Genomic DNA, 13,688 nt, shown 5'->3' on the forward strand with positions numbered 1-13,688 from the left:
ATATATAGCAACAAGGGTTAATGCAATCACGGTTTATGTATTATTCCCTTAATAAATAAACCAAAGAGTGCGGTAATTTTTCATTTTCTGAAGCGCACCGCCGGGTACGCTTCAAAAAACAAAAAGCAGAATTAATAAGAGGAACGAGGTTTTATTTCCTGATATTTCACCCAGACCTTGCGGGCATAATTCATACGCTTTGAATAATTCTCTTTTTTCACTCCCGCGTTATAAGCACCGACGGCTTCCCAGTTATAGCCATATACGTTGATCATCGTCGACAGTATTGATGCGCCCACCATAATGGAGGTGCAGGGCTCGGTCACAAGCCGGTTCTCGTCAATGCCCTGGCGCTGCAGTTCGCTGAAATGCGTGCTGTTAATCTGCATTAATCCCACATCCCGCGAGCCATCCTGATTCCACCCCACGGCATTCGGATTCATACCGGATTCCACCTGCGCAATGGCATATAATAAATACGGATCGACATGATAATAATGCGCCGCTTTATCCCAGCAATTTGCTGCCGCACTCTGACTTAAAATAAGCAATAACAATAAAAAGCGTTTCATCTCATTACCTGTTTATTTACTGACGATCCTTCTCCTTGCGCACGCTGTCTTATTCCGGAAGGGGTTGACCACACCCGAAACGGGGTGTGGTCAACGATTGCAGGCGATATCAAACCCGCAACCTCAGGCTAAAAAGGTTATTTGCAGTCTGCTGACGCGCCTTCTTTCACCCATACATCGCTGTTACCTGGTTTATCACCACGGGTCCACCATTTCGCACGGTAGACATACCCCTGGTAGGTGGTCGTATCGCCACCGTTGTAAACCACATCGGAACGCCAGTTCATTTTCACCTGGCTGACCAGCTCCCACGCATCCGCGTCAAAGCCAGGTTTATTGCCCTGTGTCCAGTACTTCGCTTTCCACACCAGGTTGTCGGCGCTCACGGTGTCACCACTGTTGTAGATTTTGCTCGCACTCCAGGCCGGGTACTGGCTGGCATTGGCATCAACAGGTGCATCACAACTGCCGGTGGCAGAGCCTTCATCAGAAGGTGGCGTGACCTCATCGGCAGGTGGTGTCACCTCGTCAGATGGCGGCGTGACCTCATCGGCTGGTGGTGTTACCTCGTCAGATGGCGGCGTGACCTCATCGGCTGCTTTTGGCGTGACAATAATCTGCACGTTCGATTGAACGCTGGTTTTACCGTCGCTGACCACCACGCTCAGGGTGTAGGTGGAATCGGAAGCAACAGCCGGTGCGGTGATATTCACGTTCGCGGTGTCAGTACCGGTTGCGTTCATGTCCGCCGGCACGCTCCAGGCATAGGTCAGCGCGTCACCATCCGGATCGGCTGCCTGTGCATGCAGGGCATAGGTTTCACCCGCCTGCAGCGTGATGCTTTCCATCGGGTTGACCACCGGTGCCTGGTTCGCTTTAGGTGCTTTGTTCACGACCTGAACATCAATGGCGTTCGTCAGGCCTTTCGCATCTTTCACCGTCAGGCGGAAGGAGAGCGTCTGGTTCTGAGTCACTGCCGCCGCGCCGAAGGAGGCTTTGGCTTTCGTGCTGTTGGTAAGGGTCACGGCTGGACCGGAAATCTGGGTCCACTTATAGGTAATGGCGTCGCCGTCCGGATCGCCAGACGCAGAGCCATCGAGGGTGACGGTAACAGGCCCGGTCACGGTCTGATCGGCAGCCGCAGCGATCGGCGCATGGTTGGTGACAACGGGATCAACCGGCGTTGAACCGCCGCCCAACAGGCTTTCGTTCATCGCATTAAGGATGTCGCCATTGTCCGAGTCGATGGACCAGGAGAACAGACCGCCCAGGTTTTTCGCCAGCACATACTTACCTTTTGCCGTGGTAGAACGCGCGTCTTCATAGGTAATCAGATCGCCGGTGGCTTTATTGAACAGATACGGCGCTTCTGCCGCGGCATCGTATTTGTATTCCCAGCCTGGCTTGCCTTTGTACTCGTTCGCAATCTGACGGTAGTCAACCACGCCCGGTTCCCAGGTGCCTTTGACCGCGCCCGTTGCCGTACCTGTGAACGGATTGTCGCCGGTGTAGCCATGAACGCCGGTCCAACCGCGACCGTACATGCCCGCCCCTACAACAATCTTGCCCGGCTGCACGCCCTGTTCCAGCAGCGCGTTCACGCCGTTTTCAGTGGTGTAGTTGGTGTCCGGTTTCCACTCCGCGCCGTGCAACGCCGCCTGGTGGCCGAGATCAGTGTTGCTCCAGCCGCCGTAGAAGTCGTAGCTCATCAGGAAGATGTGGTCGAGGTACTGCTGCGCCGTGGTGTAATCCACGTCTTCAATTTTGTCTTTACCGGAACCAATGGCGGTGGTCAGTTCGTACGTACGGCCCGTTTCTGCTGACAGCTCGTTCAGCATCGCGCGCAGATCGTGCATCACCGCGGTATAGGTGGCTTTGTCCTGAGCAGGGTTGCCAAGATTTTCCGACACGCCACCACCCCCCGGGAATTCCCAGTCAATATCGACCCCGTCGAAGAATTTCCAGGTTTTCAGGAACTCTTTCACGGAAGAGACGAAGCGCGCGCGGATCGCGGAATCATGCATCTGGAAGAATGGATCGGACATCGTCCAGCCGCCAATGGAAGGCAGCACTTTCAGATCCGGATGGGCTTTTTTCAGCGCCATCAACTGACCAAAGTTACCTTTGTAGGGGTCGTCCCAGTTGGTCACGCCGGCCTGCGGTTTTTGCAATGCCGCCCACGGATCGTGAATGGCCACGGTGTAATCCTGACGGCCCGCACAGGCGCGCTGCAGCGCGGCGAAGCTGTTGCCGTTCTCAACCGTTTTTAATCCGTCGTTGATGCCATCACCGCCACAGATCGGAATGAAACCGTACAAAATGTGGTTCAGGTTCGCCGCAGGGATTTTATCCACCGGGAACTCACGCCCATAGACGCCCCACTCAGGGAAATAGGCACCCACCACTTTGTCCGTATGTTGAGAGAAAGTTTTGTTATTTTCCTTCAGGGTGGTGTTCAGCGGCAGCAGATGGCTCCCGTCCGTGTCCGCCACGATGATCAGTTTGCTGGCACTTTTAGAACACCCGCTGGCGTTACAGAGTTCAACCTGCTCCTGATAGCGTCCGCCCTTTTTCACTTTGAAGGTGGCTGACCCGGAGGCGCTTGCGGCACCACTCCACACGGCCTGACCATCCAGAAGTACTTTCGCCGAGGTTGGCGCATCGCCGCTCCAGACGTTCCACTCAACTTTCACATCCGCGCCATCATGGACTTTCACAAGGCTGTTATAGTCTTGCGCTGCCTGGTCAACTTCAACAATCGCAAACTTATCATTGCCACTGCTGAGGGTTGGCGTACCTGGCGCCGCCGCGAAGGCAGAGCTGGACGCCGCTGCAACGAAAAGCGCCAGATATTTAGGCTTCATAAATTTCATTTTTATTTCCTGATAAATTTATTTGTAAACGTTAATGACCCATGTCTTCCTTTAAAACATGGAATAGTTTTTTACAGACTTTGAATTTCAACTTAAGCAATAATCGTTAACCGCTATTTCTGTGGCGCGCTGTATTCCTCCATTAAAAGATACAAGCTCGAATTCCGTGAAGCTTATGTCTTTAACGATACGCTGAATAAATATTGTATTCCTTTCTTTCCCCAATCGAAAAAATCACTAAAAAAACTTGACCGGTGTATTCAGAATGTGGAACAGGCAACCTGATAAACAAAAACCGTCATGCCGGCAAAAGCTAAATAAGGACCGAAAGAAATAATGCGGTTATTTTTATTCGCATGTGTTGTCGCGAAATATCCGACTATACCGCTTAACGCGGCAATCAATTCCAGGGTGGGCAGTGCCTGCCAGCCGCACCAGGCGCCTAACGCCGCCAGAAGTTTAAAATCGCCATAGCCTAATCCTTCTCGTCCGGTAAGCAGACGAAATGCCCAGTAGAGAGACCAGAGCGAAAGGTAGCCAGCCACCGCCCCCACCAGCGCATCCTTAAGCGGCAGCGTGTGGTCAACGAGGTGTAACAACAGTCCTGCCCACAGCAACGGCTGGGTCAGACAGTCAGGGAGCAACTGATGCTGCCAGTCAATCATCGCCAGCGGCAGCAGAAACGCGGCCAGCAACCACAGCGAGAACAGCGCCGGTTCGCCCGGAATGCATAAGGCGGTGAGGCCAAAAAAGAGCGCGGTGACGAGTTCGAGCATCAATAAGCGCAGCGGGATGGCCGTGCCGCACTGCCTGCAGCGCCCGCGCAATACTAGCCAGCTGACCAACGGGATATTCTCCCAGGCCGCGAGATCATGCTGGCACACCGGGCAGTGAGAGGCCGGAAACAGCAAGTTGCCCGCGCCTTCCTCCTCCATCACCATGCCCGGCACGCGCTCGGCGACAACCCCCAGAAAACTGCCCACCATGCTGCCCAGGATCGCACTCATCACCGGGAACCCCACCGGGTAGATTTCCCGCATCAGCGCAACGGTGTTCATGCGGTTTTGCGCCAGGTGAGCTGCACTTCGGCTTTCACGTCACTGAGGTGATCGACCGGCGTAAGGTCCATTTTTTGCAGCCTGACGCCGGAGGTCTGGTTGATTTCCCGCAGCCAGTTTTTTAATTCATACACGTTTACGCGGTTCACCACGAACGATAAGGTTTGCCCGTCCTGACGCACCTCCGTCAGGGAAAGGTTAATTTCATGAGCGCTGTTCTCCACCACCGTGCGCGGGTTATCCGTTTTAATGATCATCACCGGAAGGTGGTGTTTATCTATTTCTCTGCGCATCCAGTTCAGCGTCTCTTTTTGTCGGGTCAGCGTTGATTTGCTATTTTGAATCATATTATCCAGTGGCATCATGCCCGCGTAATAAACAGCCGCGGCCAGGAGGGCAACGGCACCGGTTTTGAAAATATATTTCTCCCGGATGCTGTATTGTTGATAACGCGACGTAAGCTTCGTGATTCGCTCTTTCATTTATATTTCCCTGCGATCATGGCGGTATAAGGTGCAGTGGTAGAAACAGGCTGTAGGGTGAAATCAAAATGCTCCCCTGTTTTCTCCACAAACGACTGCAGCGCGGTCTGGCTTTGCGCACTGACGCTCAGGGTCAGCGCATTTTGTTGCGCATCGTACTCAAGCAGGGAGATCTCAAGTGCGGGTACGGCCTGCCTGGCTTGCTCAAGATCATCCAGCTGCAGGAATACCCCTTTGTGCTGCTTTTTCATGTTTTGACCAAAGTGGTATTTGATATTGGTCTGCTGGCGCATGCTGGGAAAATGGTGCTGATAAACCTGAACGATCTCCTGCTGAACCCGATTTTCCTGTTGTACCAGCATCCAGGCCATCGCGATCCGCGGACCCAGCAACAGCCCGAGAGACAGCAGGCCCGCCGCCGCCATCGCGATTTTTATTCCTTTAGACGCGCTGCCTTTCCCTGCCTTCGGGCTGAATTCACCGTGCAGGAGGGTGATCCGACAGGATTGCCACTGGGGCTGGATCAACACCAGCGGATGCTGCCACGGGTGCAGAAGATCCACCCCAACACCGGCTGGCGGTTCGCCGTAACAGCACACGTCACCGTCTGGTTTTTTTTGCATCAGCAGCGGCAGCAGGCTGGCCTCCATTTCGCTGGCGACATGGGGCGACAGGCGCAGCCAGTAGCGGTCATCCAGGGCAACCAGCGTGCTTCCTCCTGCCGTCACCGGCAGCAGCCAGGCATCCGGCAGCACCTGAATCACCTTCAAACCGGCCTCCTGGCAACGGGCTAACCACCCGCGCAGAAGATCGGTATCAATCGCCACCGCGTCAACGTCGGCCCCCTTTTTGTGAAGCACCGTCCAGTGAAGGTTATCCACCTCGCCAATGAGCGTCTCTTCCGCCAGCCACGAGAACGCCGCCGTCTGAGAGGCAACTTTTTTCGGCAACGTAAAATGGCGGAAGATCATGTTGCCCGCGGGCAACAGTAAACAGACCCGGGCCGCGAGAGGATGGTCTGCCAGCGCGTCAAGGCGCTCCACAACGTCAACCTGCTGGCTGCCGGAAGCACACCACATTATTTTCCCGCCCTCACGGCTGTCGGGACGAACAAAAAGTACCTGTTTCATAGCCATCTGCTTTTCTTATTCAATCATTCGGTAACGACGTTGCCACGTCACGATCTCACCGGCTTCGTTATTGACCTGAAGCTGGCTTACCACGCGAAGCGTTAGCGCATCGGTGTTGCCGGTATAGTTAACGCGGAAGTACCGGCTTTGGGTGGAGAGTTGTCCGGCCACCTGCGGAAGGTCGTCTTTCACCTGCGGGAAGGCCTGCTCCAGCGCGTTGCTGAAGGTTTCCATATTTTCCCAGCCGGTTTCAGGTCGCGATTCAATCAGGCGAACGGCATCGTCTTGTGTTATTTTTCCGGAGAACATGGCGGCCAGTAAGGCGGCCTGTTCCGGTTTCAGGGTGTTCACATCCACCTTGCTGGCGGTATCCGGTAAGGCACACAGCAGCGTGCTCACCTTCCGGTATGCCGTTGCCGGAAATGCCGGCAGCAGCGTGATCTCAGCGATCGTGCGCATCATCTGGTTTGCGGGCTGCCGGGGGGGCACCACGCCCGCCCAGGCATCGCTCTCCGCCCCCTCGCTGGCCGTGGTGGTATCGCCATCCAGATAGTCCACCAGCTGCGAGTAAACCTCGTGCGCCATGGACTGGCTGAGGCCACTCCCGGTCAGGAGTTGCTCAACAATCTGCTCTTTCCGCGGTTTTTCCGGCACCGCGGGCGCATTTTGCCCCTGCGCGATGTCATCGGCCGCCAGCAGGTTATTCACGTTGAAGCAGTCCTGGGCGTCTTCCACCTGACTGACCACCGTGTAATCGTCACCCCGGGTCTCCAGCGGCTGGTGCCAGTCACCCTGCAGGCTAAGGGCTTTACTCTCACCGCTGGCGTCGCTCTGCAGACGATCTTTGACCACCTTCTCCTGAGCCTGCATGGCCCAGCGCAGCTGCTGCTGACTCACCTGGTAATGGGTTTTCTGCAGATTGCGGCAGAACTGCTGGCTGATTCTGGCAGCCAGCGCCGACATCATGACCAGCAGGATCAGTACCACCAGCAGCGCGACGCCTTTCTGTTTACGTAAAGCCTTCATGATGTCGCTTCCGCTGCAGGTGGCGCGGCAGGTGCGTCTGCGGGCGCTGGCGCGGCGGCCTCGGGGATATCGCCCGGCGTCGTAAACACCCAGCGCCAGGTTTCCCCGTTTTCCATCGTCAGCGTCAGCTCGACGCCATCCGGCAGATGTGCCGGGTCGTTCCAGCTTTTTTGCCAGCCCTGACGGTAAAAACGCCACTGCAGGGATTTCACCTCGCCGACAATCGGCACCGCATCGGGTCTGGCATCCGCCGGGCTGTCAATCACCGGCCAGACATCCCGGTACAGTCGCCCCTCTTCCAGCCGCCAGCGCACGCGCTCCAGCTGTACGGTTCCGCTCACGCCGTTCAGCGTGGTCAGCTCAAGGCCGTCATCCCCCTGACGAAATGTATCCGGCTCGTTGCGCGGCGCACGCGCCTGAAGCTGATAGAAATCGCGTTCCATCAGGCTCCAGGCACGCTGCAGCTGATTGAGCTTTGCCGCACTGGCCTCCGTCGCCGAACTGGTGCGCATCGCCCCGTCGAGGATTTGCCAGGCCAGGGTGCTGATCACCGCAAAAATGGTCAGCGCAATCATGATCTCCAGCAGGGTAAATCCCCGCTGGCGTCGGATTTTCTTCACGGTTCCTCTCCCGGCGCGATGACCTGCAGTGAAATAACCGGCTGGCTTTCATCGCCTTCGGCATAGACGCGGATGGCATTCGCCCAGCCGTTAGCCGCGGTTTTTATGCGCTGCTTTCGCCAGGCCCAGCTGCGCCCGCCCATGACCTCTGCCCCCTGCGCTTCAGCGTCAGGAAAATCACGTCTGTTGAGCTGCGCCTCCGCCAGTTGATTTTCGGCGACCCAGCTGGCCTGCAATGTATCGGCCAGCCCGTGGGTGAAACGCACGTTCAGGGAGACCGAGTTCATCAGCGCCAGTGCGGCGGTGGAGAAGATGACCAGCGCGACCATCACCTCCAGCAGCGTCATCCCCTTTTGCTTTCTCTTGCCGTTAGCCATCGTTTTCTACCGTTACAGGGGCCGCGCCTTGCGACACCACGCGGAAATGGTGCGCGTTGTCGCGGCTTTGCAGCGCCAGCGTAAAGCGGCTGATTTCACCGTCCGGCAGAAATAACACCTGCGGTTCGGATGTCACCGTGGCGGCGAGACGCTGCGGCGTGAGCGAGACGTGCATCTCCGGCGGGAAATCACCCCGGGTCGTTATCCGCCCCGCGGATAACGACACCCAGTGACGTTCACCGTTTTTATCCTCGAGCGTCACTAGCCGGTATTTATCCGCGGTCATAACCAACCCCACGATATTTCCGTCCATCACTGCCCGGTCTGAGCCATAATCAACGAGGGCTTTTAATTGCTGACCAAATATATCCGCACCGCTGCGTGAGGGTATTGTTGAAACCACCATCATGGCGCAGCTGGCAAATATCACCAGCGCCAGAATAATTTCCAGCAACGTAAAGCCGCGTTGACGTTTCATTATTTCTCTTTCTTATCCAGAGACCAGTTTGTAATATCATCGGCGGTATTGGCTTCGCCATCCGGACCTGCGGAGAAAACGTCTACGGCACCGTGTTCACCCGGGCTGACCAGAATATAATCCCCGCCCCACGGGTCCTGCGGCAGGCGGCGGATATAACCGTCCGCACGGTAGCCGTTGGGAATGGGCGCAATCTCTGGCTTCGTGACCAGCGCCTGCAAGCCCTGCTCGGTGGTGGGATAGCGGTGATTATCCAGCTTATACATATCCAGCGAGCCTTCGAGCGCGACGATATCGCTGGTCGCTTTTTGGGTATCCGCTTTTTCTTTATTACCCATTAAATTGGGTACCACCATACTCGCGAGTACGCCGAGAATAACAATAACCACCATTAATTCGAGCAAGGTGAAGCCCGCCTGGCGAGCCAGGTGTTTACGTTTTATAGCCATGATTTAACCTACCATATTATTAAGTTGCAGAAGCGGTTGTAATATTGACAGGACGATGAATAAAACAATCGTCGCCATAGATACCACCAGTGCCGGTTCAAATACCGACAACGTTAACGTAATACGATGCTGTAATGCCGATTCCTGGTTTTCCGCCGCGCGGTCCATTAAATGGCCTAATTCCCCACTCTCTTCCCCGGAGGCAATCATATACAGCATGGTCGGCGGGAATAATTTCGCCTGCTCCAGAGCCGCATAAAGCGATGCCCCCTGGCGCACGGTATCCGCCGCCTGCTCCAGCACCTGTCGGGCATACCGGTTTTCGATCCCGTCCATCGCGATATACATCCCCTCCAGCAACGGCACGCTGCTGGCCTGCAGAATGCTCAGGGTACGGATATAGCGAGCGCTGTTGATGGCGCAGACCAGCTTTTTGACGGGCGAACCGTTCACCAGCCAGCCGTGCCAGCGAAAACGATTTTTAGCGTTTCGAAGCCAGGCCTTAAAACCCATCATCCCGCCTGCCAGGCTGCCGACGATATAGAGGCCGTAAACCTGCAGGAAATCACTCACCGCGATCAGCGTGCGGGTGGTGATCGGCAGTTGCTGTTTCATATGGGTGAACTGCTCAATCACCTGGGGTACAACCGCCACCAGCAGAATGCCGATCACCGCGATGGCCACCACGGTCAGGGTGATCGGGTAGACCATCGCCTGCGTCAGTTTACTTTTCATCTTCTGACGCTGCTCGTTGTACTCGGCCAGCTTTTCCAGCACGTCGCCCAGATGGCCGGTCTTTTCACCGGCCATTACCAGCGTGCAGTAGAGCTTGTCGAAGCTGCGCGGAAACTGGCTGAAAGCGTCAAACAGCGTATGCCCTTCCACTACCTTCTCGCGGATGTCCACCACCATCGCCGCGAGCTTTTTATCCTCCGTCTGTTTCGCGATTGCCTTCAGCGCGCTCTCCAGCGGCAGCGCAGCGTTGACGAGCGTCGACAGCTGACGGGTAAACATCGACAGCACCGGCGTGGAGAGTTTTGCCCCGGCGTTCGCATTACCGGCAGCCGCAACCTCACGGGTTTCGTTGATGCTGACGGGCATCAGCTTTTGCTCGCGCAACATCTGGCGGACCTGCTTTTGCCCCTCAGCCTGCAACGTGCCACGCCGGGTTTTGCCCGCGGTATCCCTCGCCGTCCAGGCGTAGAAGGCCATTACGCATCTCCTCCGCGCTCGGCGGTGACGCGCATCACCTCTTCCAGCGAAGTGACGCCACCGATCACCTTCAGCAGCCCGTTCTCACGCAGGCTATAGGCCTGCTTAAAGAGTTCGGTTTCGATGGCCATTTCGTCTTTATCTTCATGAATGGCGCGGCGCAGGGTGCTGTCGACCACCAGAAACTCATGAATACCGGCGCGCCCCTGATAGCCGCTCTGGCGACAGTGTTCGCACCCCACCGCGCGATAAATCGCGTGTGGCGGCTGGTCCATAAAGCTGAACAGCGCCTTTTCATTGTCATCCAGCGGACTGGTGGTACGGCAGTGCGGACACAGCCGACGCACCAGACGCTGGGCAATGACCCCCAGTAACGATGAACCGATTAAAAACGACTCCAGCCCCATATCCCGCAGGCGGGTTATCGCCCCGGCGGCGCTGTTGGTGTGCAGCGTAGACATGACCAGGTGACCGGTGAGCGACGCCTGCACCGCAATTTGTGCCGTCTCGGCGTCACGGATTTCGCCGATCATCACCACGTCCGGGTCCTGGCGCAGAATCGCGCGCAGCCCGCGGGCAAAGGTCATGTCCACGCGCGGGTTAACCTGCGTCTGCCCCACCCCTTCCAGCTCGTATTCAATGGGATCTTCTACGGTCAGGATGTTGCGCTCATGGCCGTTCAGCGCCGAGAGAATCGCGTACAGGGTGGTACTTTTACCGGAACCCGTTGGCCCGGTGACCAGGATAATGCCGTGCGGACGGTCAATCAGCCCTTGTAACTTCTCCCGTTCTTCATCAATCAGCCCAAGCTTGTTGATATCAGGCTTGAGATTGCTTTTATCGAGCAGACGCATGACCACGCGTTCACCATACTGGGACGGAATGGTCGATACGCGCACGTCGACCGCCTTACGGCCAATGCGCAGGGAAATACGGCCATCCTGCGGCAGACGTTTCTCCGCGATATCCAGCCGGGACATCACCTTGATACGCGAAACCAGCAGCGGCGCGAGCTTACGCGCGGGCTGCAACACCGGTCGCAGCACGCCGTCGACGCGAAAGCGAATGCTCAGCGTACGCTCGAAGGTTTCAATATGAATATCCGACGCGCCCTCTTTTACCGCCTCGCCGAGAATGGCGTTGATCAGGCGGATCACCGGCGAGTTTTCATCGTTATCGAGCAGATCTTCGTTGTCCGGGATCTCCTCGGTTAACGCCATCAGATCGATATCGGCGTCCATATCGTCCACCAGTTGCTGGGACACCCCGCTGCTCTGCTGCCAGATCCTGGCCAGCATTTCATCGAAGGCTTCCGCCGTCAGGGTGACCGGGACAAACGCGCGTCCCAGCACCCGACGCACTTCCAGCAGCGCGAGTGCCGGGGTGTCATCACGGATATAGACCGCATCGTGAAAAAATAAAACGCCGTTATCTTTTGCGTAGCCGCTGCTACACAGGGTTTTGCTCAGTTCGTCCACGTGATACCTCCGCCTTACTCTTTAAACGGATTGCGGGACGCGCTGGTTTTCACCGATGCAGCACTCGCAGCAGGGAACGCGGGTAACACGGCGTTATCCGCCGGTTCAATGATCCCGAGCTTTTTCTCCTCAACGCGCTGCTGCTGGCGGGCGCGGATCTGGTCATATTTCTCTTTCGACGCCGCGCTGTAGTTGTCATCGTCACGCAGCACGGTGGTATGAATAAAGACCATCAGGTTGCGTTTGGACGCGTCCTGCGAGGTGTAGCGGAAAAGCTGCCCGACCAGCGGAATATCCCCCAGCAGCGGCACTTTGGAGACCGACTGCTTAGTGACATTCTCCATCAGGCCACCGAGCACCACCGTTTGCCCGCTGTGCACCATCACTTCGTTATTGATGGTTCGGGTATTAAAGGTTGGGCCAAGGCTGGCGTCTTCCGTTGCGCTGTTGTCGACGCTTGAGACTTCCTGCTCAATCTTCAGGTGGATCATGTCGCCGTCGTTGATTTGCGGCACAATTTTCAGTTTGGTCCCCACCGTCTTGCGCTCTACGGAGTTAAAGACATTATCACCACTGGTGGTCTGCGAACCGGAAAGCACCGGCACGTCCTGACCGACATTGAATGACGCCTCTTTGTTATCCAGCGTGACCACGCTTGGCGTGGAAAGAATGTCGTTTTTGCCGTCGGTTGAGAGCGCGGTCATCAGCGCACCGAAATCACCGTTAAAGAAGCCGGTCGCCAGGCCAGTAAAGCTGGCGCCCTTGATGGTGCCATTTTTTATCTGACTAATGGGCAGGCCGGTGGAGCCGAACTGGACGCCACCGTGCTTGCCAGTCCACTGCACGCCGAGATCCAGACCGTTGCCGTCCTGCACTTCAGCAATGATGGCTTCCACCAGCACCTGCGGACGGCGGATGTCGAGCTTGTCGATCACCTTCTCAAGGGAGTTCATCACGTTAGGCTGCGCGGTGATCACCAGCGAGTTGGTTGACTCGTCGGCGGTAATATTCAGATCGGTTGCCGCGGTGGCGGTTTTCGCCTTCGCGGTGCCGGCTTTGTCTTTCAGCTGTTCGCCAATACCGGTGAGCACCGGAACCACTTTAGTGGCGCTGGCGTACTTGAGATAGAAGACGCGGGTATTCCCCTCGTTGTTCTGCTCGCGATCTAACTCATGGATCAGGCTGCGGGTACGCGTGCGCGCATCTTCCGAACCGCTGATCACCAGGCTGTTGGTTTCGTCATCCGCCACCACTTTGGTGGCCAACTGCGGCGCGTTCTGCCCTTTCTGCTCTTCGTTGTTGAGATTATTCAACATGTCGGAGAGCGCTTTGGCGGAAGCAAAGCGCAGGGGGACGATTTCGCGACGCTGAACACCGTCTTTATCCACGCGCTGGACCAGATCCACAAGCCGGTTCACCACGGACGCTTTACCGGTTAACAGCAGCACGTTGGAAGGCTCGAAGTGCACCACGTTGCCGATGCCGGTGGCATCGTTCAGTTGACGCAACAGCGGCGCGAGCTCACGCACCGGCACGTTTTCCATGCGCACGACACGGGTAATAATCTCATCGCCTTTGCCCGGGTTTGTGCTATCTGCCAGCGGCGCACCGGCGGTGCGGGCCACGCTTGAGCGCACCACTTTAACCATGCCGTTATCCATCGGGATCACCGAGAGACCGTAGAGATCCAGCACGCTCAGGAAGAACTGGTAATACTCATCCTCCGTCAGCACGTTGTAGGTTCTGACAGATACGGAGCCCTGAACCGACGGGTCGACGAGAATGGTTTTGTTAAGGTTGCGGCCTACCGTATCGATAAACTCGCGGATATCGGTATTTTTAAAACTCGCGCTAAAGTTGGCTGCGAGCAGCGAACCCGAATATAACGACAATGCGGTCAGCGCCACGCACGCCCATGGAAATTTCTTCATGT

Annotated in this window: 13 protein-coding genes; all 13 read right to left on the reverse strand. The window is 56.4% G+C overall.

Annotated elements, in window-relative coordinates; all coding sequences use genetic code 11:
- Positions 1–131: 131 nt before the first annotated feature.
- The 13 genes from iagB to gspD all read right to left on the reverse strand — a co-directional run bounded on the left by iagB (position 132) and on the right by gspD (position 13,686).
- The gene (gene iagB, locus BJP35_RS02005; RefSeq protein WP_047742446.1) at positions 132–572 is read right to left on the reverse strand and encodes a type III secretion system invasion protein IagB; all 441 of its coding nucleotides are present in this window, start codon (positions 570–572) and stop codon (positions 132–134) included.
- 137 nt (positions 573–709) lie between these two features.
- Complete coding sequence (locus tag BJP35_RS02010; RefSeq protein WP_047742444.1) at positions 710–3,445, reverse strand: glycosyl hydrolase family 18 protein; 2,736 nt, start codon at positions 3,443–3,445, stop codon at positions 710–712.
- A 260-nt stretch (positions 3,446–3,705) separates the two neighbouring features.
- Positions 3,706–4,503 carry an A24 family peptidase gene (locus BJP35_RS02015; protein WP_014169341.1) on the reverse strand — a complete coding sequence of 266 codons (798 nt, stop codon included), beginning with the start codon at positions 4,501–4,503 and terminating at the stop codon, positions 3,706–3,708.
- Complete coding sequence (gspM, locus tag BJP35_RS02020) at positions 4,500–4,985, reverse strand: type II secretion system protein GspM (RefSeq protein WP_047742441.1); 486 nt, start codon at positions 4,983–4,985, stop codon at positions 4,500–4,502. Before gspM ends, BJP35_RS02015 begins: the two co-directional genes overlap by 4 nt.
- A complete protein-coding gene (gspL, locus tag BJP35_RS02025; RefSeq protein ID WP_086462883.1) occupies positions 4,982–6,115 on the reverse strand; it encodes a type II secretion system protein GspL in 1,134 nt (377 codons plus the stop codon). Before gspL ends, gspM begins: the two co-directional genes overlap by 4 nt.
- A 15-nt stretch (positions 6,116–6,130) precedes the next feature.
- Positions 6,131–7,141, reverse strand: a complete 1,011-nt coding sequence (gspK, locus tag BJP35_RS02030; protein ID WP_047742438.1) for a type II secretion system minor pseudopilin GspK — start codon at positions 7,139–7,141, stop codon at positions 6,131–6,133.
- Positions 7,138–7,761, reverse strand: a complete 624-nt coding sequence (gspJ, locus tag BJP35_RS02035) for a type II secretion system minor pseudopilin GspJ (protein WP_020884854.1) — start codon at positions 7,759–7,761, stop codon at positions 7,138–7,140. The genes gspK and gspJ overlap by 4 nt, the downstream gene beginning before the upstream one ends.
- Positions 7,758–8,138, reverse strand: coding sequence for a type II secretion system minor pseudopilin GspI (gene gspI / locus BJP35_RS02040; RefSeq protein ID WP_040017033.1), 381 nt, complete (start codon positions 8,136–8,138; stop codon positions 7,758–7,760). Before gspI ends, gspJ begins: the two co-directional genes overlap by 4 nt.
- Complete coding sequence (gene gspH / locus BJP35_RS02045; protein ID WP_014169335.1) at positions 8,131–8,616, reverse strand: type II secretion system minor pseudopilin GspH; 486 nt, start codon at positions 8,614–8,616, stop codon at positions 8,131–8,133. The genes gspI and gspH overlap by 8 nt, the downstream gene beginning before the upstream one ends.
- Complete coding sequence (gene gspG, locus BJP35_RS02050) at positions 8,616–9,065, reverse strand: type II secretion system major pseudopilin GspG (protein ID WP_014169334.1); 450 nt, start codon at positions 9,063–9,065, stop codon at positions 8,616–8,618. Before gspG ends, gspH begins: the two co-directional genes overlap by 1 nt.
- Positions 9,066–9,068: 3 nt before the next feature.
- On the reverse strand, positions 9,069–10,277 hold the full coding sequence (gspF, locus tag BJP35_RS02055; RefSeq protein ID WP_014169333.1) for a type II secretion system inner membrane protein GspF: 1,209 nt from the start codon (positions 10,275–10,277) through the stop codon (positions 9,069–9,071).
- Positions 10,277–11,755: a type II secretion system ATPase GspE gene (gene gspE / locus BJP35_RS02060; protein WP_047355707.1), complete on the reverse strand. Its 1,479-nt coding sequence runs from the start codon at positions 11,753–11,755 to the stop codon at positions 10,277–10,279. Before gspE ends, gspF begins: the two co-directional genes overlap by 1 nt.
- A gap of 14 nt (positions 11,756–11,769) precedes the next feature.
- A complete protein-coding gene (gene gspD, locus BJP35_RS02065) occupies positions 11,770–13,686 on the reverse strand; it encodes a type II secretion system secretin GspD (RefSeq protein WP_047742434.1) in 1,917 nt (638 codons plus the stop codon).
- Positions 13,687–13,688 lie beyond the last annotated feature (2 nt).

The organism is Enterobacter sp. J49 (genome assembly GCF_002148625.1).
In the GTDB taxonomy this organism is placed as follows: Bacteria; Pseudomonadota; Gammaproteobacteria; order Enterobacterales; family Enterobacteriaceae; genus Enterobacter; species Enterobacter ludwigii.

Bases quoted from the DNA above. Each gene is read 5' to 3' on its own strand.
- iagB (WP_047742446.1), bottom strand. From the start codon at position 572: ATGAAACGCTTTTTATTGTTATTGCTTATTTTAAGTCAGAGTGCGGCA.
- gspG (WP_014169334.1), bottom strand. From the start codon at position 9,065: ATGGCTATAAAACGTAAACACCTGGCTCGCCAGGCGGGCTTCACCTTG.
- gspH (WP_014169335.1), bottom strand. From the start codon at position 8,616: ATGAAACGTCAACGCGGCTTTACGTTGCTGGAAATTATTCTGGCGCTG.
- gspF (WP_014169333.1), bottom strand. From the start codon at position 10,277: ATGGCCTTCTACGCCTGGACGGCGAGGGATACCGCGGGCAAAACCCGG.
- gspK (WP_047742438.1), bottom strand. From the start codon at position 7,141: ATGAAGGCTTTACGTAAACAGAAAGGCGTCGCGCTGCTGGTGGTACTG.
- BJP35_RS02015 (WP_014169341.1), bottom strand. From the start codon at position 4,503: ATGAACACCGTTGCGCTGATGCGGGAAATCTACCCGGTGGGGTTCCCG.
- gspM (WP_047742441.1), bottom strand. From the start codon at position 4,985: ATGAAAGAGCGAATCACGAAGCTTACGTCGCGTTATCAACAATACAGC.
- gspD (WP_047742434.1), bottom strand. From the start codon at position 13,686: ATGAAGAAATTTCCATGGGCGTGCGTGGCGCTGACCGCATTGTCGTTA.
- gspI (WP_040017033.1), bottom strand. From the start codon at position 8,138: ATGGCTAACGGCAAGAGAAAGCAAAAGGGGATGACGCTGCTGGAGGTG.
- BJP35_RS02010 (WP_047742444.1), bottom strand. From the start codon at position 3,445: ATGAAATTTATGAAGCCTAAATATCTGGCGCTTTTCGTTGCAGCGGCG.
- gspL (WP_086462883.1), bottom strand. From the start codon at position 6,115: ATGAAACAGGTACTTTTTGTTCGTCCCGACAGCCGTGAGGGCGGGAAA.